We start from the raw sequence: 17,286 nt of genomic DNA, 5'->3' as shown, positions 1-17,286 counted from the left end.
CGCGGCAGCGTCGCGGTGCACCCGGCAAGGAGACCGCCGAGGGCATGGAGGCGCGGGACGTACGGGACCGATGTGCACCCTTCCCCCGAGCCGGCCGACCGCCTCCTGGCGCTCGGCCACCAGCTGATCGAGATCCACACCTGGCTCCGCGAGGAGCTGACCCGACTCCGCGAGGGCCTCGGCCCGGAGTCCGGCGCCGATCCACCCGACGGCCGGCTGCGCAGCCTGCGGGCGCACTGCCTCGTCTTCTGTTCCGCCCTGACCCGCCACCACGGTGGCGAGGACGCGGGCGCGTTCCGGGTGCTGGCCGAGCGGACGCCCGAGCTGCGCCCGCCTGGTGACCGACCGGTCGGGGCGGCACGGCCCCGCCGCGCGGCTTTCCTGCGCGGCGGGGCGGTCCTGCCCGGGGGTCGGCTCACCAGCAGGTGATGGGGCAGTTGAACGTGCCGAAGTGTCGGGGGTAGACCCAGCTGGCCACGTCGTACCCGATGGCCTGGCCGTCGTCGCCGTCGAACGAGTAGTGGACGCCGAGGTAGATGCGGCTGCGGGCGTTCTCGGTGGCGGCCTGGGTGAAGCTGGTGAAGGACCGGGTCACCCCGACCGCGTGCGGGTCCTCCGTCCTTCCGACGAACGACACCGCGTCGCCGAAGGTGCTGCGCATGATGCCGGCCCACGCCGCGCCGATGGTGGCGTGGCCGGACACCCAGGCGGGGAAGCACGGGCTGAAGCTGACGTTGCTCCGGTCCGCCGACAGCGGCCGCCAGGCGGGGTCGGCCACGGTGGCCGGGTTGTTGTCCGTGTCCGCCAACTGGATGGCCGTCTCGGGCCGCCACAGGTCGAGCGACGTCCGGTACTTCTCGTCCCAGGCCGCGATGCTGGCGTCCGCCATCGCCAGGCCGACCCGCGCGAACAGCCGCGCCACCTGGCGGGCCTCGGTGAGCCTCGCCCTGGACACCGTCTCGGTGAGGGCGAGGTACTGGCCCGGCGGCTTGTACGTGCCGTCCAGGTCGTTGGCCCAGAACCAGGCGGCCTGGGTCTGGTCCGCGGTGCGGGTGGAGCCGGTCGCGCGGCCCAGCGCCTTCACCTCGTTGACCTGGGTGGCGTACGCGCTGCTGGACAGCAGGGCCGAGTAGGAGGTGTACCCGGCCGGTCCGCTGCGGCGGAACTGCGAGCCGGAGGTCAGGGAGAACGGCTTCACGGCGCCCCAGTGCGGGTCGACGGCGTTGGCGGCGGTGAGGCAGGTGTTGCCGGTCGGCCGCCACGCGCCGGGGACGTTGTCCAGCGTGTACGACGTGGTGTCGGCCGAGCCGTCCCCGACCCGGTCGTACTTGTCGCCGTTGATCACCAGGTCGGCCAGCCGCCGCGCGTCCGTCTGGCTGCGGGTGCCGTACCGGTCGGTGAACGCCTGCTGGACGTACGCGGCCTGCGCCGGCAGCGCCGCGACAAGCAGGTCGCGGGCGGTGTACCCGGCGGCGAGGTCGCCGTCGACCTGGGGACCGACGATCCAGTCCACCCCGTAGTTGTGGTAGCCGTTTCCGACTCCCTGCTGGGTGCTCCACCAGGCGCTGTTGATCGCGTCGTGCACGCCGGCGTGCATGATCGCGGCGGCCCGGGCCAGGGGGCCGGGGCCGCCTCCCTGACGCCGGAACGTCTCCTGTAGGACGCTGTTCCAGTAGTAGACGGTGTCGGCGGTGGCGGTCAGGTCGGCGGACGCGGGCGGCGGCGTCACGGTGACGGCGCCGGCCGACGCCATCGCGGCGGTGAGCGCGCCGACGAGCCAGCGCCGGACTGATCTCTGCATGGGTGGGCAGACCTTTCGTCAGGGAAGGCGGGACGTCGACCCCTCGTGACGGTCGGCCCGCCGCCGGAGACCCCGGCGCGGTGATCATTCCGATCGATGACGGTCGCTGGCTATGGTTTCGGCCAAACCCGGCCGGAGTCGGCCGATCCGCCGGCGCACCGACACCCGGAGCCATCCGCTCCGCCGCCGACCGCGACCGAACCCGACGCGATCACCTCGTGACACAAATTGATTGGTGCCGATAGATTGGGGCGGTCCGGACAACCACGGATACGGGGGGAGACATGGTCTGGGACGACTCGCCGCCGGATCCCGGGTCGGCGCGGAACGTGGCCGAGTTCGTCGACCGGCTACGGTCACTCAAGGTGTGGGCGGGCAACCCGTCCTTCCAGGAGCTGCACCGGCGCAGCGGGCTGGCGAGCAGCACCCTGTCCGACGCGCTGAGTCCCCGGCGGGCCGGGCTGCCCCGGCTGGAGACCGTGCGCGGCTTCGTCAGGGCCTGCGGGGCGACCGACGCCGACCGGGCGCGGTGGGAGGCGGCCTGGCGGTCGCTGCAGGGCGGGCCGGTCGGGGCGGCCACGCCGCACCTGCTGCCCCGGCCGGCGGCGCCCTTCGTCGGCCGCCAGGGGATGCTGGACCAGCTCGACGCCGTCCGGCGCGAGCAGGCCGACCGGCGGCAGCCCGCGCTCGCCCTGCTCGTCGGGGGCGCCGGCACCGGCAAGACGGCGACCGCGGTGCACTGGGCGCACCGGGTCGCCCGGCACTACCCGGACGGACAGCTGCACGTCGAGCTGGACGGCTTCGCCGGGCGGCCGGCCGCCGCCACGCACGCCGCGCTGGCCCGGCTGCTGCGCTTCCTCGGCGTGCCGCCCGCGGACCTTCCGGCCGATCCGGCCGACCGGATCGCGCTGTACCGCTCGCTGGCGTACCCCCTGCGGCTGCTGGTCGTCCTCGACGACGCCCGCGACGCCGCGCAGGTGGCCCCGCTGCTGCCGGCCGGGCCGGACTGTCTGACGGTGGTCACCAGCCGCAGCCGGCTCTCCGGCCTGGTCGCCCGCGAGGGAGGTCACCGGATCCGGCTGCCCGCCCTGGGCGAGCGGGAGGCGGTGGCGCTGCTCGCCGCGATGCTGGGCGCGCCACGGGCGCAGCGGGAGCCGGCTGCCCTGGCCCGGGTGGCCGGCCACTGCGGCGGGCTTCCCATGGCGCTGCGCGTCGCCGCCGTCGGTCTCGCCGACCGCCCGGAGCAGCACGCCAGCGCGTACGCGGACCTGCTCGACGCCGCCGGGCCGCTGGACGGCCTCGACCCGCACGGCGACCCGGCGATCGACCTGCGGGCCGCGTTCGACGCCAGCTACCACGCCCTCGACGAGCCGGCGCGGGCGTTGCTACCGACCGTCGCGGCCGCGGGCCTCGCCTTCACCGCCCGCACGGTCGCGGCCCGCGCCGGCCTGCCCCCGCCGGAGGCACGCCGCCGGTTGCACGCGCTCGCCGCCGTGCACCTGATCGACCCGACGGGCTCAGACGGGTACCGGATGAACCCGCTGGTCCACGCGTGGGCGCGGGAACGGGCGCGGGAGAGCCCGCACCGCCGGGTCCCCCGGCCCAGCCCACCGGAGGGCCGTCCCGCCCCCACGTCGAACGGGTGCCCCACCGCGGCCTACGCGTGACGGTACGGGATGCGGGACCCCGCCGGTCGCGGCGTCGCGGCGCGGGTGCGCGTTGCTTTCCGCGGGCCCTTGCCCCACGGGCCGGCCGGCGACCATCGTCCTGCCCGTGAGCGTGCTGCCCCTCTCGGCCGGGAAGAAGTGGTGGGATCGGACGCCTGTGGAGCTGCCCGCACAGACGGGGCAAAGACCACGGCCCGTCTCCCGACGGCAGCGCGCCCGGGCACCCACGGCCGGGACAGCAGGCGGGCGCATGGACGGGGCAGCTCCACAGGCAGCAGAACAGGTGCCGGCTGCCGGCACGCAGCCCCGGCGGCGGATTCAGCCGTCGGCAGATTCGGCGGTGGGCAGATTCGGCGGTGGGCAGAAATCGGCCCGGCGCGCTGGCCCGGCGGGCGTCGACAGCGGAGGCTGGGCCGATGGCGACGTTCTCCCTCCAGTCCACCCCCACCGACGCCGCAAGCTGGCTCGACCTCGCCCGGCGCGCCGAGGCGGCCGGCTTCGACGCCCTGCTCGCCGCCGACCACCCCGGATCCTGCGGAAACCCGTTCGTCGCGCTGGCCGCCGCCGCATCCGTCACCTCGACGATCGGGCTCGGCTCGAACGTGTCGAACCTCGGCGTCCGCGAGCCCATGCTGCTGGCCACCGACGTGGCCACGCTCGACCTGATCTCCGGCGGGCGGGCCCGGCTGGGCGTCGGCGCCGGCCACACCCCGGCCGAGTGGCGCGCCGTCGGCCGGGAACGCCCCGACGTCGCCGGCCGGGTACGCCGCTGCATCGCCGCCACCGAGGCCGTCCGGGCCCTGCTCGACGGCGAGGAGGTCACCGTGGACTCCCCCGACCTGACCATGCACGCGGCCAAACTGGAGTCGCCCCGGCCGGTGCAGGAACGCATCCCGCTGACCCTCGGCACGTCCAACTCGACCCTGCTGCGCTGGGCCGGCGCGCACGCCGACATCGTCGGGCTCGCCGGCTTCGGCCGTACGCTCGCCGACGGCCACATGCACGAGGCGCGCTGGCGCGCCGACCAGATCGAGGCGCAGCTCGCGTGCGTCGCCGCCGGGGCGGCCGGCCGGGCCGAGCCGCCGCCCCTGGAGGCGCTGGTGCAGCGCGTGGTGGTGACCGACGACGCCGAGGCCGCCGCCGCGGAGCTGGCCGAGCAGATGGGCCTCACCGTCGCCGAGCTGCTGGCCGCGCCGTTCGTGCTGATCGGCACCGAGGACGAGATCGTCGCGGCCGTCGCGGAACACGAGCGCCGCTGGGGGATCACCCGCTTCGTGGTACGCACCGACGCGCTGGACCCGCTCGCCCCGGTGCTGCGCCGCCTGTCGGCAGGCGCCGCCGGTGCGTCGCATAGCACCTCGTAGCACAATCGGTAGACTGGCCCTATGGCTGAGCACGCTTCCCGCGAGATCACACAGCGTGAGCTGCGCAACGACTCCGGCGCGATCATGCGTGGGGTGGAGCGCGGCGAGTCGTTCACGATCACTCGGAACGGCACCCCGATCGGCCGACTGATCCCGATCCGACGGCGGACCTTCGTGTCAAGAGCGGAGGTCATGGCAGCTTTCGCCACCTCTCCCGTGCTGGATGCGGTCAGGTTCCGCGCTGACGTCGACAATGCTTTCGACCAGGACCCGTTCGATCGTGAGTGGTGACGTTCCCCTGCGCGGCCTGATCGACACCAACATCGTCATCCACCTCGCCGCCCTCGCACCCGCTCAGCTACCGGACGAGATGGTGATCACTGCCGTCACACTCGCCGAACTGTCTGCCGGCCCGCACCACACGGACGATCCCCGTGAACGCGCCCGGCGGACGAGCGTTCTGCAGCACGTGGAGGCGACCTTCGACCCACTGCCTTTCGACGCCGAGGCCGCACGGGCATTCGGCCTCATCGCCGCCGCGGTTCTGGCCTCCGGCCGCGGTACCCGCCGACGCATTGCCGACCTGATGATCGCGTCGATCGCCTATGCCAACGGCCTGCCCCTCTACACGACCAACCCGAACGACTTCATCGGGCTCAGCGAGCTGCTGACGATACAGGCGGTCAAACGGCCCGATAACCGAGGGGCAGCGGCCGGGAAAGATCATCCGTAGCATCGATGACGGGCTGCCGGTCGGCGACCGCTCGCAGCGCATCGCTCAAATCCCGGGTCTGAGCTTGGTCCGCCTCGGCGGCGTTCCCGCCTCCTCCCCTGCCTCGGGCGACGGCTGGCGTTCGGTCGTCGTTCCCGCCGGGAACTCGCAGTTCGAACTGGTCACGGGCTAGGAGCGGGACACGCCGACCGGGATCGGCGGCGCGCCCGGTGCCACCGGCGTACCCTCTGCGGTATGACCAGCCCGGTAAGGAAGTTGTCGATCTCCGTACCGCCGGACGTGGCCGAGCGCCTGGCGCGCGAGCCCAACGCCAGCGCCTACCTGGTGGATGCCGCCCGCGCGCTGATGCGCCGGGAGGCCCTGGCCGCCGAGCTGGCCCATCAGGGGATCGAAGTCACCGAGGAGGGTGTGGCCAGCGCGAGGGCCGCGCGCGCCGCCATCGACGCCGCCTGGCCGTCCGAGCGATACCAGGCCGTACGCGAGCGGGTGCAGCGCGCCCTGCACGACGGGGCCGACTGCACCCCGCAGGCACCGGCCGCGTGAGCGGCGAGGCCCCGCCGGTCCGGCTGGTGCTGGACCGGTCCGCGCTGCTGGCGTACCTGTCCGGCTCGGTGCACGTCGGTGAAACGCTCCACGAGGTGATCGCCGACGGTGTGCGCTTCGCCGTGACCGCCGTCGCGGTATCCGAGACGTTCGCGCTCGTGGACGACCCGAAGGACCGGGCCGCGCTGCGCCGATTGCTCGCCCTGAACTCGTGCGCCGTGCTGCACACCTCCGGCGAGTCGTGGCAGGAACTGACCTACTGGCACGCTTTCACCGGCCGCGTCGACCTGGCCACCACCGTGATGGCCTGCCTGGAGCACGACGCTCCGATCCTGAGCGGGGAAGCGCGGTACGGGGACGGCGACCTGCCAGTGATCCACCTGCCCGATTAGCCGGCCTCCCGGCCGCAGGCGATCGACAAGCCGGGTCTACCGCCGGTTAGCCTTCCGATCGCTCGGCGACGAACACGCCGACGCCGTGCACACCCTCGACGAGTCCCTGCGTCTGAAGGACAAGAATCGCCTGTCGCACGACGGTCTGCGAGCTGGACCACCTGCCCCGACCGCCACACACCCGTCCCCACCGAACCCAGCACCTGTGGAGCTGCCCCGTCCATGCGCCCAGGCGCCCGGACCGCCCCGCCGCGCAACACCCGCTGGTGGGACGAGGCGACCCGCGCCAACCCGCAGGGCGGCCGGGTCGGCCGGCTCACCCCGGCGCAGATGTGGCGGGCCAACGGCGGGCGCTGGTGAACCCACCCCGCCCGCACCAGCCGATCCGGCCACTGTGGCTGTGCCGCACCTGCGCCGCACCCTGGCCGTGCGCCACCGCCCGACTCGCCCTCCTCCGCGAGTACGCCGACGACCGCGTGGCCCTGCTCGTCTACCTCGGCGGGCAGCTCCACGACGCCGCCGACGAGCTGTACCGACTCAACCCGCACGACGGACCGGAACCCCGCCAGCTCTTCGACCGGTTCCTGGGCTGGGCGCTCATCCGCTTGGCTCGAGACGGGCCGCGGGTGGATCGGTTCGTGGTCAGCGCGCGGGCTGCTCCATCTGGGACCGGGTCTTCAGGAAGTCCTCGCTCCGAGACTGGGCCCGCGGAAAGCCGATGAAGATCACCATCCCGATGGTGTGGCCGTCCGCCCAGGCGCAGACGTCGACGGGGACGCCCTTGTTCTCACCGGCGCCGCAGCGAGCCACGCCGCCCAGCGGGCCGGGTTCGGTCGGCGTGACCCCGCGCAACCGCGTCAGCCCCGCGAACACCGTGTCCAGGGTCGCCTCGGGCGCGACGACTCTGCCGGACACCCCGCTGATCAGGACCGCGCGCTGGCCGTCCGGGCTGTGCACGCCGCGCTCCGCGGAGTACTCCTCGGCCGACAGCGTGTAGGCGGTCCCGACTGCGCTCGTCGGCTCCCCGTCGAGCAGCTGCTTGAAGCCGCCCATGGCCTGCTGCGCCTGCAGGTGCAGGCGCCGGTCGAGCGACTCGGGCCAGCGTCCCCACAACAGCTCGGGCTTGGTCAGGCGCATCGCGGCGGGAGAGGACGTGGGAATCGCCTCCGCCGCCCGCTCGGCGACATCGCTGAGACGTGTGCATCCGGTCGCGGTCACGAGCCCGGCCAGGACCACCGCCACAACCCCCACCAGGCGCCGCCGAGCGTTCGCCGTCCTCATCCCCGTCATGCGCCGTGCCCTCTTCTCATGTCGACCGCCGGGGCACGATACCCCAGCGGATCGACCGGGGTCGTCCTGGCGTGGAACCCGCACGACCGGCCGGGGGCGCCCGGGCGCACGGACGGGGCAGCTCCACAGGGGCCGAGCCCGGTGGGCGGGAGGTGCCCGCGTGCTCCGTACGCCACTCGCCGGATGGACCGGGGCCGCGTGCCCGAAGATGGGCCTATGCGCATCCTCATGGCCGGCGCGTCCGGCTTCCTGGGCACCCGGTTGGTCGAGCGGCTCACCGCCGACGGGCACCAGGTCACCCGCCTGGTCCGGCGGCCGGCGCGCAACCCCGGCGAGCGGCAGTGGAACCCGTCGGCCGCGGAGCTGGACCCGGCGGCGGTCGCCGAGGCCGACGCGGTGGTCAACCTGGCCGGCGCCGGCGTCGGCGACCGGCGGTGGAACGACGGGTACAAGCGGCTGATCCGGTCGAGCCGGGTCGACACGACGACGACCCTGGCGATCAGAATCGCCGAACTGCCGGCGGCTGACCGGCCGGCGGTGCTGCTCAACGCCTCCGCCGTCGGCTGGTACGGCAACACCGGCGACCGGGTCGTCTACGAGGACGCCCCGGCGGGCGAGGGCTTCCTGGCCGACGTCTGCCGGGTCTGGGAGGCGGCCACCCGCCCGGCCGAGGACGCGGCCGTACGCGTGGTCCGGCTGCGCACGGGGCTGCCGCTGCACCGCGACGGCGGGATGCTCAAGCCGCAGCTGCTGCCGTTCCGGCTGGGGATCGCGGGGCGACTCGGCAGCGGCCGGCAGTGGCTGCCGTGGATCTCGTTGGCCGACTGGCTGCGCGTGGCCGCGTTCCTGCTGGAGCGGGACGACGTCGCGGGCCCGGTGAACGCCGTCGGGCCGAACCCGGTCACCAACGCCGAGTTCACGAAGGAACTGGCCCGCCAACTGCACCGCCCGGCGGTCATCCCGATTCCCGCGCCGGCGCTGAGGCTCGCGCTCGGCGGCTTCGCCCAGGAGGCCCTGACCAGCGCCCGGGTGCTGCCCGGCGCCCTCACCCGGGCCGGCTTCACCTACCGCCACCAGGACCTGCCGGGCGCGTTGCACGCCGCCCTGACCGAGTGAACGAAGGGAGGGCCCCGGCAAAGGGGGCCCTCCCGGCCACGGCGTCTCAGCAGCCGATCACCCAGTAGCTCGGGCCGGTCTGCCGCAGGGTCGTCGACGTGAAGGTGTTGTAGAGGCCCATGTTCTGGTTGCTGCCGAGCGCGTACGCGTACCCGCCGGACTGGTAGGCGCGGCCCGCGACGACGTGCGCGTAGTTGCTGGCGGTGACGCAGGTCGGGGCCGGCGTGGGCGAGGTGGTCGGCGTCGGGCTCGGCGCGGCGCTGCCCAGGCCGAAGAAGATTGCGTCCCGGTACGCCGAGCAGATGGTGTCCAGGAAGTACGCCGCGGCGGTGCCGCACTGGTCGGCGCCCGTGCCCGGGTCGACGGGGGTGCCGTGCCCCATCCCGGAGATCCGGTAGAGGCGGACGGCGTCGTTGCCGTACACCTCCAGGCTGGTGCCGGCGGGCAGCGTGGTCGTGCTGGTCGGGGTCTGCGACACGCCCAGCACGTTGGTCCACTGGTCGCGGGACTCGACGGCGTTCATCGGTCGTACCGTGAAGTCGGACGTGCCGTGCCAGATCGCCACCCGGGGGCGGCGGCCGGCGTACCCCGGGTACGCGTTGCGGACCAGGTCGCCCCACGCGGCGGGGGTCTTGTCGACGCCCGGGTTCATGCAGGAGAACGCGCTGGTCGAGCTGGTGGCGCAGCGGTACGGCAGCCCGGCGACGACCGAGCCGGCGGCGAAGACGTCGGGGTACGTGGCCAGCATGACCGCGCTCATCGCCCCGCCCGCGGAGAGGCCGCTGACGAAGATCCGGCCGGCGTCGAGGCCGTAGTTGGTCCTGCCGTAGTCGACCATCTGCTTGATCGACAGCGCCTCGCCCTGGCCCCGGGCGGTGTCGCCGGTCTCGAACCAGTTGAAGCAGGAGCTGGAGTTGTTGGCCGAGGGCTGCTGGGCCACGATCAGGGCGAACTGCCACTGGTCCGCGTACTTCCGCCAGCCCGAGTTGGTGAAGTACGTCGACGCGTTCTGGGAGCAGCCGTGCAGCAGCACCACGGCGGGCGAGTTGGCGGGCAGCCCGTCGGGGCGGTAGACGTACATGGCCAGGTTGCCGGGGTTGGAGCCGAAGCCGGTGACCTGGGTGAGGCTGGCGGCCTGGGCGGGCGCGGAGACGGCGACCAGGGCCGCCGCGGCGAGGGTGATCCCGGCGGCGACTGCGGCGAGCCGGGCGAGCGGGGACGGGGAGCGGCGCACGGGCCACCTCCTACGGTGGATTGTGAACTGAGTCACGTCCGAATTGCCGCGACGTTACATCCGTGTTATCGGCCGCCGACATGGCCGGCGATCACACATTGACGCACGCCGAAGTGTACCGGTGTCGACTGATCAGCTTCCGTGTCGTACCGGCGTGTCCAGGTCCGGTTGGTAACGTCCGCTGCGTGCCGTCCTCCCCGTCCCTGGCCACCGGACCGACGTCCGGCCCCGCCGCCGCGCGCGACCGGCGCGCCGACCTGATCGCCGCGCTGCTCGCGATCGGCCTCGCCGTCTGGGTGACCAGCGGCCTGTGGCGGGACCCGAACCACCGGGCGATCACCGTCAACTCCAGCGACCAGGCGCTGTTCGAGTGGCTGCTCGCCTTCGGCGGGCACGCGCTCACGCACGGGGAGAACCCGCTGCTGACGTACCTGCTCAACGTCCCGCACGGGGTGAACCTCGCGGTCAACACCTCGATCACCGTGTACGCGGCCGTGTTCGCGCCGCTGACGTACCTGATCGGGCCCCCGGCGACGTTCCTGGTGATCCTCACCCTCAACCTGGCGGCCACCGCGCTGGTCTGGTACTGGGTGCTCTCCCGGCACCTCGTGCGCAGCCGGCTCGCGGCGGCGGTCGGCGCGCTGTTCATCGCCTACTCCCCCGGCATGGTGTCGCACGCCAACGCCCACCTGAACTGGACCGCCGGCTGGCTGGTGCCGCTGCTGGCCTGGCGGCTGTTCGCGCTGCGCCGCCCGGGGCACTGGCTGCGCGACGGGATCCTGCTGGGCGTCGCCGTCGCGGTGGCGTTCTCCGTCGCCGCCGAGGGGCTGTTCTTCACCGCCCTCGCGCTGGCGCTGTTCCTCGCCGTCTGGGCGCTGCACCCGAGCCGGCGGGCGCAGGCCCGGGCCGCGCTGCCCCCCTTCCTGCGCGGGCTCGCGGTGACCGCGCTGACCGCCGGGGTGCTGCTGGCATACCCGCTGTGGCTGCACTTCGCCGGGCCGCAGCGGTACCACGGCACCGGCTTCGACCCGCTCGTGCACTCCGAGGACATCGCTGCGTACTGGGCGTACCCGCGCCGGTCCCTCGCCGGCGAGGCGGGCCTCGGCACCTCGCTGGCGCCGAACCCCACGGAGGAGAACTCGTTCTTCGGGGTGCCGCTGCTGCTGCTCGCGGCCGCCTGCGTCGGCTTCCTGTGGTGGCGGGACCGCGCCCGCCGGGCCACCGTCTGGGGCCTCGCCGTGACCGCCGTGGTGTTCGCGGTGCTCTCCTGGGGGCCCCGGATGAAGTTCGACGGCCAGCGCAGCGACCGTTCGCTGCCGTTCCGGCTGCTGGACAACCTGCCGGTGGTCAACGCCGCCCTGCCGGCCCGGTTCGCCCTGGTAGTGGCGGTGGTGCTCGGCCTGCTGCTGGCGTACGCCGTCGACCGGCTGCGCGCGCAGCCGCCCCGGCGCCGCGCCGCGGCGGCGGCCTGGGCCGTCGGCTTCGCGGCCGCCCTGCTGCCCCTGCTGCCCACGCCGCTGCTGACCAGCGTCCGCGAGCCGGTGCCGGCCTTCATCACGGCCGGCACCTGGAAGCGGTACGTCTCCCCGGGCGGGGTACTCACCCCGCTGCCGGTGACCATCGACCTCACCCCGGACGGGCAGCGCTGGCAGGCGTACGCGCTGGCCAACCGGCAGGGCGAGTTCCGCATCCCGGCCGGGTTCTTCCTCGGACCCGGCGGCCCGGACGGCCGGGGCCGGATCGGCCCGGTGCCCCGCACCTTCGACAGCCTGATGTTCTCCGCCGGCCGGGACGGCCTCGTCCCGATCGTCACCGAGGGCAGCATCAGGGAAGCCCTGGCCGACCTGCACTACTGGAAGGTTGAGGTGGTGGTCCTCCCCGACCGGGTGCACGGCGCCAAGTACGACGTCGACGAGGACGCCCTGCGCCGCACCGCCACCGCCCTGCTCGGCCCCCCCGAGCGGGTCGACGACGTCTGGCTGTGGAAGGTGCCCCCGCCGGCGTGACGGGTCCCGCCGGCGGAGGCGCGGCCGTGAGCGCGGCCGTGAGCCGGCTCACGGGAGGTGACCGGCGGGTACGGGACTAGGCTGGTCGGCGTGACGACGACGATTCCGGGCCTCACGGCCGTCCGCGCCGGGGTGCTCGACTACCAGGCCGCGTGGGACGAGCAGCGCCGACTGCACGAGTCGGTGGTGGCCGGCGAGCGCGGGAACACCGTGCTGCTGCTGGAGCACCCGAGCGTCTACACCGCCGGCAAGCGCACCGAGCCGTGGGACCGGCCGATGGACGGCACCCCCGTGGTGGACGTCGACCGGGGCGGCAAGATCACCTGGCACGGCCCGGGGCAGCTCGTCGGCTACCCGATCGTGCGGCTGCCCGACCCGGTCGACGTGGTCGCGTACGTGCGCCGCACCGAGCAGCTGCTGATCGACGTCTGCGCCGAGTTCGGCCTGGCCGCCGGCCGGGTCGAGGGGCGCAGCGGGGTCTGGGTGCCGGAGGACGACCGGGGTCCGGCCCGCAAGGTGGCCGCCATCGGCATCCGGGTCGCCCGCGGGGTCACCCTGCACGGCTTCTCGATCAACTGCGACTGCGACCTGACGTACTTCGACCGGATCGTGCCCTGCGGCATCCGGGACGCCGGGGTCACCTCGCTCACCGCCGAGCTGGGCCGCCCGGTCACGGTCGCCGACGTGCTGCCGGTGGTCGAGCGGCGGCTTCCCACCCTCGTCACGGTCGGGGACTGACCGGGTGCGGATCCTTCGCTGACCACCGACGGCCGCCCGAAGCGGTACGGCCGGGTGGCCGTCTTCCGCGACGTCGCCGGCAACGCCTGGGACCTGCTCGGCCCGGCCTGATCTCGCGGGCGGCCCGGCGTCCGGCGCGCGCCGTCCCCGCCGACCGTCGCCCGCACCTGCTCGCTCGTCCCGCAGCTCCCCACTCCCCACAGGTGCCCCTCGCCGCCCGCTCGGCGACGAGGGGTACCCGGAGCTGCGGGCGTGATCACCCGTTTCAGGGGGTCAGCCGGTGCAGGTCGCGGGGGAAGGCGGTCACCTCCCGGACGTTCGTCGCGCCCGTGAGGCGGGCGACGAAGCGTTCCAGGCCGATCGCGAAGCCGCCGTGGGGCGGCATCCCGTGCCGGAACGCGTCGACGTAGCCGGCGTACGGCTCGACCGGCTCGCCGCGCGCCGCCAGGGCCGCCAGGTAGTCGTCGTACCGGTGCAGGCGCTGCCCGCCGGTGACCAGCTCCACGCCGCGGAACAGCAGGTCGAACCCGTTCGAGTACGCCGGCCGCGCCGGGTCCGGGTGGGTGTAGAAGGGCCGCTTCGCCATCGGGTACCCGGTGACGAAGACGAACTCGGAGCCGTGCTCCCGGCGGGCCCACTCCCCCAGCGCCCGCTCGTGGGCGGGGGCGAGGTCCGGCTCGTCGGCCGGCGCGCCGGCGATGGCCAGCGCCTCGGTGAAGTGCACCGCCGGGATCTGCGCCGGCACCGGCGGGGGCGTCACGCCGAGCGTGGCCAGGGCGGCGCCGGCCCGGTCGGCGACCGCGTCGAGCATCCCGGCGAGGGTGTCGCGCAGCACGGCCATGACGTCGCGGTGGTCGGTGACGAACCCCAGCTCGGCGTCGAGGGAGGTGTACTGGGCCAGGTGCCGGACGGTGTCGTGCGGCTCGGCCCGGAACACCGGCCCGACCTCGTACACCCGCTCGAAGACGCCGACCATGAGCTGCTTGTAGAACTGCGGCGACTGGGCCAGGTACGCGGGCCGGCCGAACCAGTCCAGCGCGAAGACGTTCGCGCCGGACTCGGTCGACGAGGCGACCACCTTCGGAGTGTGGATCTCCACGAAGTCGCGGATGTCCAGGGCGGCCCGGAAGCCGGCCACGCTCGCCGCCGAGACCCGCAGCGCGGCCGACCGCGACGGGTGGCGCAGCGCGGTCGGGGCGTGGTCGAGCTGGGTGGGCAGGGTCGCGGTCAGCGCCGGCCGGTACAGGTCGAACGGCGGCGGTACGGCGGGCGGGCCGAGCGGTCGTACGGTGGGCTCGGTCAGCTCGACCCCGGCGGGGGCCGCCCCGTTCGCGACCACCGTGGCGGTGACCTCGACGACGCTCTCCTCGGTGAGCTTGTCGACGGCGGCGCGTACGGCCGGGTCGGTGACCACCACCTGGGCGAGGCCGGCGGCGTCCCGCACGATCAGGAAGGCCACCGACTTGAGCAGCCGGCGGCGGTGCACCCAGCCGGCGATCCGGACGGTCGCGCCGACGTGGGCGGGAAGCTGGGTGGAGAGGGTACGTAGCATCGTGGGCTGCTCCTCGATCGATCGCAACGCCTTCGCCACCCGTGGGCGGCGAAGCATCGCCTCAGCCCCGGGAGGTGTGGGCGAGCGGGTCCTCGCGGTGCCACCACACCTTCGCCCCCGCGCGGGCGGGGGCCTCGTTCGTCGCCTGGTGACCGGGGCCAGCGGGCGGGCTCTACTGGGCGCGTGCGCCGTTCTTCCCGCAGCTCGGGAGGGTCTTCGCGCACCGACGCCAGACCGCCTCTCAGCGAACGGCGGCTCTCTGGGCTGGCGGGTCGGCGCGCTACTCGGCTCCGTCACAGCTTTGCGGGCGACGGTAGCAGCCGGGCGGACCGCGTGTGACGCCTTTTTCGCCGGTGACGGTGCGCGGCGTCACAGGGGTTCCGGGGGTGACGGGCGTCGCCCGACGTTCATCGACGGCGGCCGTCGGGCGTAGGCTCGGTCTCGTGACGATCGAGCACTCCGCGCCGACGGCAGAGCAGCCGACGAGCGCCGCCGCGCGTACCGGGACCGTCGCCCCCGAGGGGCGGCGCATGCTGCGGATCGAGGCGCGCAACGCCGAGACGCCGATCGAGCGCAAGCCGCCGTGGATCAAGGTGAAGGCCAGAATGGGGCCGGAGTACACCCAGCTGCGCGGGCTGGTCTCGCGCGAGGGGCTGCACACCGTCTGCCAGGAGGCCGGCTGCCCCAACATCTACGAGTGCTGGGAGGACCGGGAGGCGACGTTCCTCATCGGCGGCGACCAGTGCACCCGGCGCTGCGACTTCTGCCAGATCGACACGGGCAAGCCGGCGGAGTTCGACGCCGACGAGCCGCGCCGGGTGGCGGAGTCGGTGGTGGCGATGGGCCTGCGGTACGCGACGGTCACCGGCGTCGCCCGCGACGACCTGCCCGACGGCGGGGCGTGGCTGTACGCCGAGACGGTCCGGCAGATCCACGCGCTCCAGCCGGGCTGCGGCGTGGAGCTGCTGATCCCCGACTTCAACGCCGTCCCCGAGCAGCTGGCCGAGGTCTTCGGCGCCCGCCCGGAGGTGCTGGCGCACAACGTCGAGACGGTGCCCCGGATCTTCAAGCGGATCCGGCCGGCGTTCCGCTACGAGCGCTCGCTGGACGTGATCCGGCAGGCCCGCGCCGCCGGCCTGGTGACCAAAAGCAACCTGATCCTGGGCATGGGCGAGGAGCGGACCGAGGTGTCCCAGGCGCTGCGCGACCTGCACGAGGCGGGCTGCGAGCTGGTCACGGTCACGCAGTACCTGCGCCCGTCGCCCCGACACCACCCGGTGACCCGGTGGGTCAGGCCGGAGGAGTTCGTCGAGCTGCGCGAGGAGGCCGAGGAGATCGGCTTCGCCGGGGTGATGAGCGGGCCCCTGGTGCGCTCGTCGTACCGGGCGGGCCAGCTGTACCGGCAGGCCCTGGCGGCCCGCGGCAGCGTCCCGGCAGGCGCCTGAGCGTCCGGCGGGCGAGGTGCCGGGCGCGGATCAACGGGGCGGGCGGGGGCCACTAGACTCTGCGGCATGGCAAAGCCCCAGGAGAAGGTCTCGTTCGGCCAGCGGCTGAAGCAGATCGGGATGGTGTTCCGGTTCACCGCCAAGCAGGACAGGTGGTTCGCCCCGCTGGCCGCCGGCGCGGTGCTGATCCCGCTCGCGCTGACCGTGGTCGCGGTGATCCTCTGGGGCTGGTTCTGGCTGCCGCTGGGCATCCTGTTCGCGCTGCTCGCGCTGCTGATCGTGCTCAACCTGCGGTCCAACGCGGCGATGATGAACGCCGCCGAGGGGCAGCCCGGCGCGGCGGCGCAGATCATGGAGAGCATGCGCGGCGACTGGCGGGTCACCCCCGCCGTCAGCTCGACGACCCAGATGGACATGGTGCACCTGGTGATCGGCCGTCCCGGCGTGATCCTGCTGGCCGAGGGCAACCCGCAGCGGGTGCGCGGCCTGCTCGGGCAGGAGAAGCGGCGGCTGGCCAAGGTGATCGGCAGCGCCCCGCTGTACGACTACGTGATCGGCCGCGAGGAGGGCGAGCTGCCGATCCGCAAGCTGCGGATGACCCTGATGCGGCTGCCGCGCAACCTCAGCGGCAAGGACGTCAACTCGCTCGACAAGCGGCTCAAGGCGCTCACCGCCCGCCCGCAGCTGCCCAAGGGCGCGATCCCGAAGAACATGCGCCCGCCGCGCGGGGCGTTCCGCCAAACCCGGGGTCGCTGATCCGGCTCGTCCGCCTGGGCGTCGGGCGCGCTACCGCCGGGTCGCGGCGCGCTCCGGTGTGACGGACGTGACGACCGAGCCGGTGAGGCGGTCGTGCAGTCCGCGGCGCTGCCCGTCCATGATCAGGGCCGGGACGACCAGCGCCAGCAGCGCGCCGCGCAGCAGGGCGCGGACGAGGCCGATCCGCCCGCCGTCGGCCCAGTCCACGCACCGGACCCGGGTGACGTACATGCCGGGGGTCTGCGCGAACAGGCCCAGGAAGAAGCCGTACTCGACGATCAGCACCACGACCGGGGCCCAGCCGTCCCGGACCGGGTCGGCGAAGATGTTGGACACCAGCAGGCAGAGCACCCAGTCGATCACCAGGGCGCCGAAGCGGCGGCCCAGGCTGGGCGGGACGAACCCGGAATCGTCGGCGGGCGGCACGGGGCGCTGCGGCGTGGTCACAGCCGCCAAGGGTAGCCAGGTGCGCCGGGTGGTCGGATCCACACCTACCGCGGAATCGGATGAACCCGTTGATCTGCGACCGAACGTCACGGCGGGTAACGTCCGAACGGACATCCGGTGGCCCTGACCGGCGCCGATGACCCAGCGCGAGGGACGTAACACGGCGGAAACAGAAGGGACACGGCCGGGCAACCCCAGGGCC

Annotated in this window: 19 protein-coding genes and 2 pseudogenes; 15 read left to right on the top strand and 6 right to left on the bottom strand. The window is 73.9% G+C overall.

What is annotated here, in order from left to right:
- Window positions 1–72 precede the first annotated feature (72 nt).
- The gene (locus tag ABGB16_RS01690) at window positions 73–429 is read left to right on the top strand and encodes a hypothetical protein (RefSeq protein WP_347666143.1); all 357 of its coding nucleotides are present in this window, start codon (window positions 73–75) and stop codon (window positions 427–429) included.
- On the opposite strand, the gene ABGB16_RS01685 is transcribed toward ABGB16_RS01690, so the two are convergent.
- A complete protein-coding gene (locus ABGB16_RS01685; protein WP_347666142.1) occupies window positions 416–1,801 on the bottom strand; it encodes a vanadium-dependent haloperoxidase in 1,386 nt (461 codons plus the stop codon). The genes ABGB16_RS01690 and ABGB16_RS01685 overlap by 14 nt on opposite strands.
- Before the next feature lie 284 nt (window positions 1,802–2,085).
- Between ABGB16_RS01685 and ABGB16_RS01680 the strand changes: the two genes are divergently transcribed.
- From ABGB16_RS01680 to ABGB16_RS01655, 6 genes are all read left to right on the top strand, one after another.
- Entirely contained in the window at window positions 2,086–3,468 is a 1,383-nt protein-coding gene (locus tag ABGB16_RS01680) for a hypothetical protein (RefSeq protein ID WP_347666141.1), read from the top strand.
- Between the two features lie 416 nt (window positions 3,469–3,884).
- The gene (locus tag ABGB16_RS01675; protein WP_347666140.1) at window positions 3,885–4,832 is read left to right on the top strand and encodes a TIGR03621 family F420-dependent LLM class oxidoreductase; all 948 of its coding nucleotides are present in this window, start codon (window positions 3,885–3,887) and stop codon (window positions 4,830–4,832) included.
- A 21-nt stretch (window positions 4,833–4,853) separates the two neighbouring features.
- On the top strand, window positions 4,854–5,123 hold the full coding sequence (locus tag ABGB16_RS01670; RefSeq protein ID WP_347666139.1) for a type II toxin-antitoxin system prevent-host-death family antitoxin: 270 nt from the start codon (window positions 4,854–4,856) through the stop codon (window positions 5,121–5,123).
- Entirely contained in the window at window positions 5,113–5,565 is a 453-nt protein-coding gene (locus tag ABGB16_RS01665) for a type II toxin-antitoxin system VapC family toxin (protein WP_347666138.1), read from the top strand. The genes ABGB16_RS01670 and ABGB16_RS01665 overlap by 11 nt, the downstream gene beginning before the upstream one ends.
- A gap of 234 nt (window positions 5,566–5,799) precedes the next feature.
- Complete coding sequence (locus ABGB16_RS01660) at window positions 5,800–6,108, top strand: hypothetical protein (protein ID WP_347666137.1); 309 nt, start codon at window positions 5,800–5,802, stop codon at window positions 6,106–6,108.
- Window positions 6,105–6,500 carry a hypothetical protein gene (locus ABGB16_RS01655; RefSeq protein ID WP_347666136.1) on the top strand — a complete coding sequence of 132 codons (396 nt, stop codon included), beginning with the start codon at window positions 6,105–6,107 and terminating at the stop codon, window positions 6,498–6,500. Before ABGB16_RS01660 ends, ABGB16_RS01655 begins: the two co-directional genes overlap by 4 nt.
- A gap of 46 nt (window positions 6,501–6,546) precedes the next feature.
- Here the strand turns inward: ABGB16_RS01655 and ABGB16_RS01650 are convergent.
- A pseudogene (locus ABGB16_RS01650) lies at window positions 6,547–6,651 on the bottom strand (GntR family transcriptional regulator); the annotation flags it as partial.
- Window positions 6,652–6,722: 71 nt separating this feature from the next.
- On the opposite strand from ABGB16_RS01650, the gene ABGB16_RS01645 reads away from it, so the two are divergent.
- Both ABGB16_RS01645 and ABGB16_RS01640 read left to right on the top strand, forming a co-directional pair.
- A complete protein-coding gene (locus tag ABGB16_RS01645; protein ID WP_347666135.1) occupies window positions 6,723–6,860 on the top strand; it encodes a hypothetical protein in 138 nt (45 codons plus the stop codon).
- The gene (locus ABGB16_RS01640) at window positions 6,854–7,222 is read left to right on the top strand and encodes a hypothetical protein (RefSeq protein WP_347666248.1); all 369 of its coding nucleotides are present in this window, start codon (window positions 6,854–6,856) and stop codon (window positions 7,220–7,222) included. Before ABGB16_RS01645 ends, ABGB16_RS01640 begins: the two co-directional genes overlap by 7 nt.
- On the opposite strand, the gene ABGB16_RS01635 is transcribed toward ABGB16_RS01640, so the two are convergent.
- Window positions 7,143–7,736, bottom strand: coding sequence for a hypothetical protein (locus ABGB16_RS01635; protein WP_347666134.1), 594 nt, complete (start codon window positions 7,734–7,736; stop codon window positions 7,143–7,145). The genes ABGB16_RS01640 and ABGB16_RS01635 overlap by 80 nt on opposite strands.
- A gap of 270 nt (window positions 7,737–8,006) precedes the next feature.
- On the opposite strand from ABGB16_RS01635, the gene ABGB16_RS01630 reads away from it, so the two are divergent.
- Window positions 8,007–8,906 carry a TIGR01777 family oxidoreductase gene (locus ABGB16_RS01630; protein ID WP_347666133.1) on the top strand — a complete coding sequence of 300 codons (900 nt, stop codon included), beginning with the start codon at window positions 8,007–8,009 and terminating at the stop codon, window positions 8,904–8,906.
- Between the two features lie 46 nt (window positions 8,907–8,952).
- Here ABGB16_RS01630 and ABGB16_RS01625 read toward each other — a convergent pair whose 3' ends face one another.
- On the bottom strand, window positions 8,953–10,140 hold the full coding sequence (locus tag ABGB16_RS01625; protein ID WP_347666132.1) for a PHB depolymerase family esterase: 1,188 nt from the start codon (window positions 10,138–10,140) through the stop codon (window positions 8,953–8,955).
- Window positions 10,141–10,325: 185 nt separating this feature from the next.
- Between ABGB16_RS01625 and ABGB16_RS01620 the strand changes: the two genes are divergently transcribed.
- The 3 genes and pseudogenes from ABGB16_RS01620 to ABGB16_RS01610 form a co-directional block, all read left to right on the top strand.
- On the top strand, window positions 10,326–12,146 hold the full coding sequence (locus ABGB16_RS01620) for a DUF2079 domain-containing protein (protein WP_347666131.1): 1,821 nt from the start codon (window positions 10,326–10,328) through the stop codon (window positions 12,144–12,146).
- A gap of 90 nt (window positions 12,147–12,236) precedes the next feature.
- Window positions 12,237–12,884 (top strand): lipoyl(octanoyl) transferase LipB, encoded by a 648-nt coding sequence (gene lipB, locus ABGB16_RS01615; RefSeq protein ID WP_347666130.1) that lies wholly within the window; start codon window positions 12,237–12,239, stop codon window positions 12,882–12,884.
- A gap of 24 nt (window positions 12,885–12,908) precedes the next feature.
- Window positions 12,909–12,995, top strand: a pseudogene (locus ABGB16_RS01610) (VOC family protein); the annotation flags it as partial.
- A 154-nt stretch (window positions 12,996–13,149) separates the two neighbouring features.
- On the opposite strand, the gene aspS reads toward ABGB16_RS01610, so the two are convergent.
- Complete coding sequence (aspS, locus tag ABGB16_RS01605; protein WP_347666129.1) at window positions 13,150–14,436, bottom strand: aspartate--tRNA(Asn) ligase; 1,287 nt, start codon at window positions 14,434–14,436, stop codon at window positions 13,150–13,152.
- Between the two features lie 386 nt (window positions 14,437–14,822).
- On the opposite strand from aspS, the gene lipA reads away from it, so the two are divergent.
- Complete coding sequence (gene lipA / locus ABGB16_RS01600) at window positions 14,823–15,881, top strand: lipoyl synthase (RefSeq protein ID WP_347666128.1); 1,059 nt, start codon at window positions 14,823–14,825, stop codon at window positions 15,879–15,881.
- 66 nt (window positions 15,882–15,947) lie between these two features.
- Window positions 15,948–16,637, top strand: coding sequence for a DUF4191 domain-containing protein (locus tag ABGB16_RS01595; RefSeq protein ID WP_347666127.1), 690 nt, complete (start codon window positions 15,948–15,950; stop codon window positions 16,635–16,637).
- A gap of 30 nt (window positions 16,638–16,667) precedes the next feature.
- On the opposite strand, the gene ABGB16_RS01590 is transcribed toward ABGB16_RS01595, so the two are convergent.
- Window positions 16,668–17,084, bottom strand: coding sequence for an RDD family protein (locus ABGB16_RS01590; protein WP_347666126.1), 417 nt, complete (start codon window positions 17,082–17,084; stop codon window positions 16,668–16,670).
- Between the last annotated feature and the right edge of the window lie 202 nt (window positions 17,085–17,286).

This window comes from Micromonospora sp. B11E3, from assembly GCF_039871625.1.
Taxonomy (GTDB): Bacteria; Actinomycetota; Actinomycetes; order Mycobacteriales; family Micromonosporaceae; genus Micromonospora.
The sequence above is the reverse complement of the archived record's forward strand: the minus strand, read 5'-3'. Positions and strand labels throughout refer to the sequence as shown.

Bases quoted from the DNA above. Each gene is read 5' to 3' on its own strand.
- ABGB16_RS01595 (WP_347666127.1), top strand. From the start codon at position 15,948: ATGGCAAAGCCCCAGGAGAAGGTCTCGTTCGGCCAGCGGCTGAAGCAG.
- ABGB16_RS01680 (WP_347666141.1), top strand. From the start codon at position 2,086: ATGGTCTGGGACGACTCGCCGCCGGATCCCGGGTCGGCGCGGAACGTG.
- ABGB16_RS01630 (WP_347666133.1), top strand. From the start codon at position 8,007: ATGCGCATCCTCATGGCCGGCGCGTCCGGCTTCCTGGGCACCCGGTTG.
- ABGB16_RS01645 (WP_347666135.1), top strand. From the start codon at position 6,723: ATGCGCCCAGGCGCCCGGACCGCCCCGCCGCGCAACACCCGCTGGTGG.
- ABGB16_RS01660 (WP_347666137.1), top strand. From the start codon at position 5,800: ATGACCAGCCCGGTAAGGAAGTTGTCGATCTCCGTACCGCCGGACGTG.
- ABGB16_RS01685 (WP_347666142.1), bottom strand. From the start codon at position 1,801: ATGCAGAGATCAGTCCGGCGCTGGCTCGTCGGCGCGCTCACCGCCGCG.
- aspS (WP_347666129.1), bottom strand. From the start codon at position 14,436: ATGCTACGTACCCTCTCCACCCAGCTTCCCGCCCACGTCGGCGCGACC.
- ABGB16_RS01670 (WP_347666139.1), top strand. From the start codon at position 4,854: ATGGCTGAGCACGCTTCCCGCGAGATCACACAGCGTGAGCTGCGCAAC.
- ABGB16_RS01675 (WP_347666140.1), top strand. From the start codon at position 3,885: ATGGCGACGTTCTCCCTCCAGTCCACCCCCACCGACGCCGCAAGCTGG.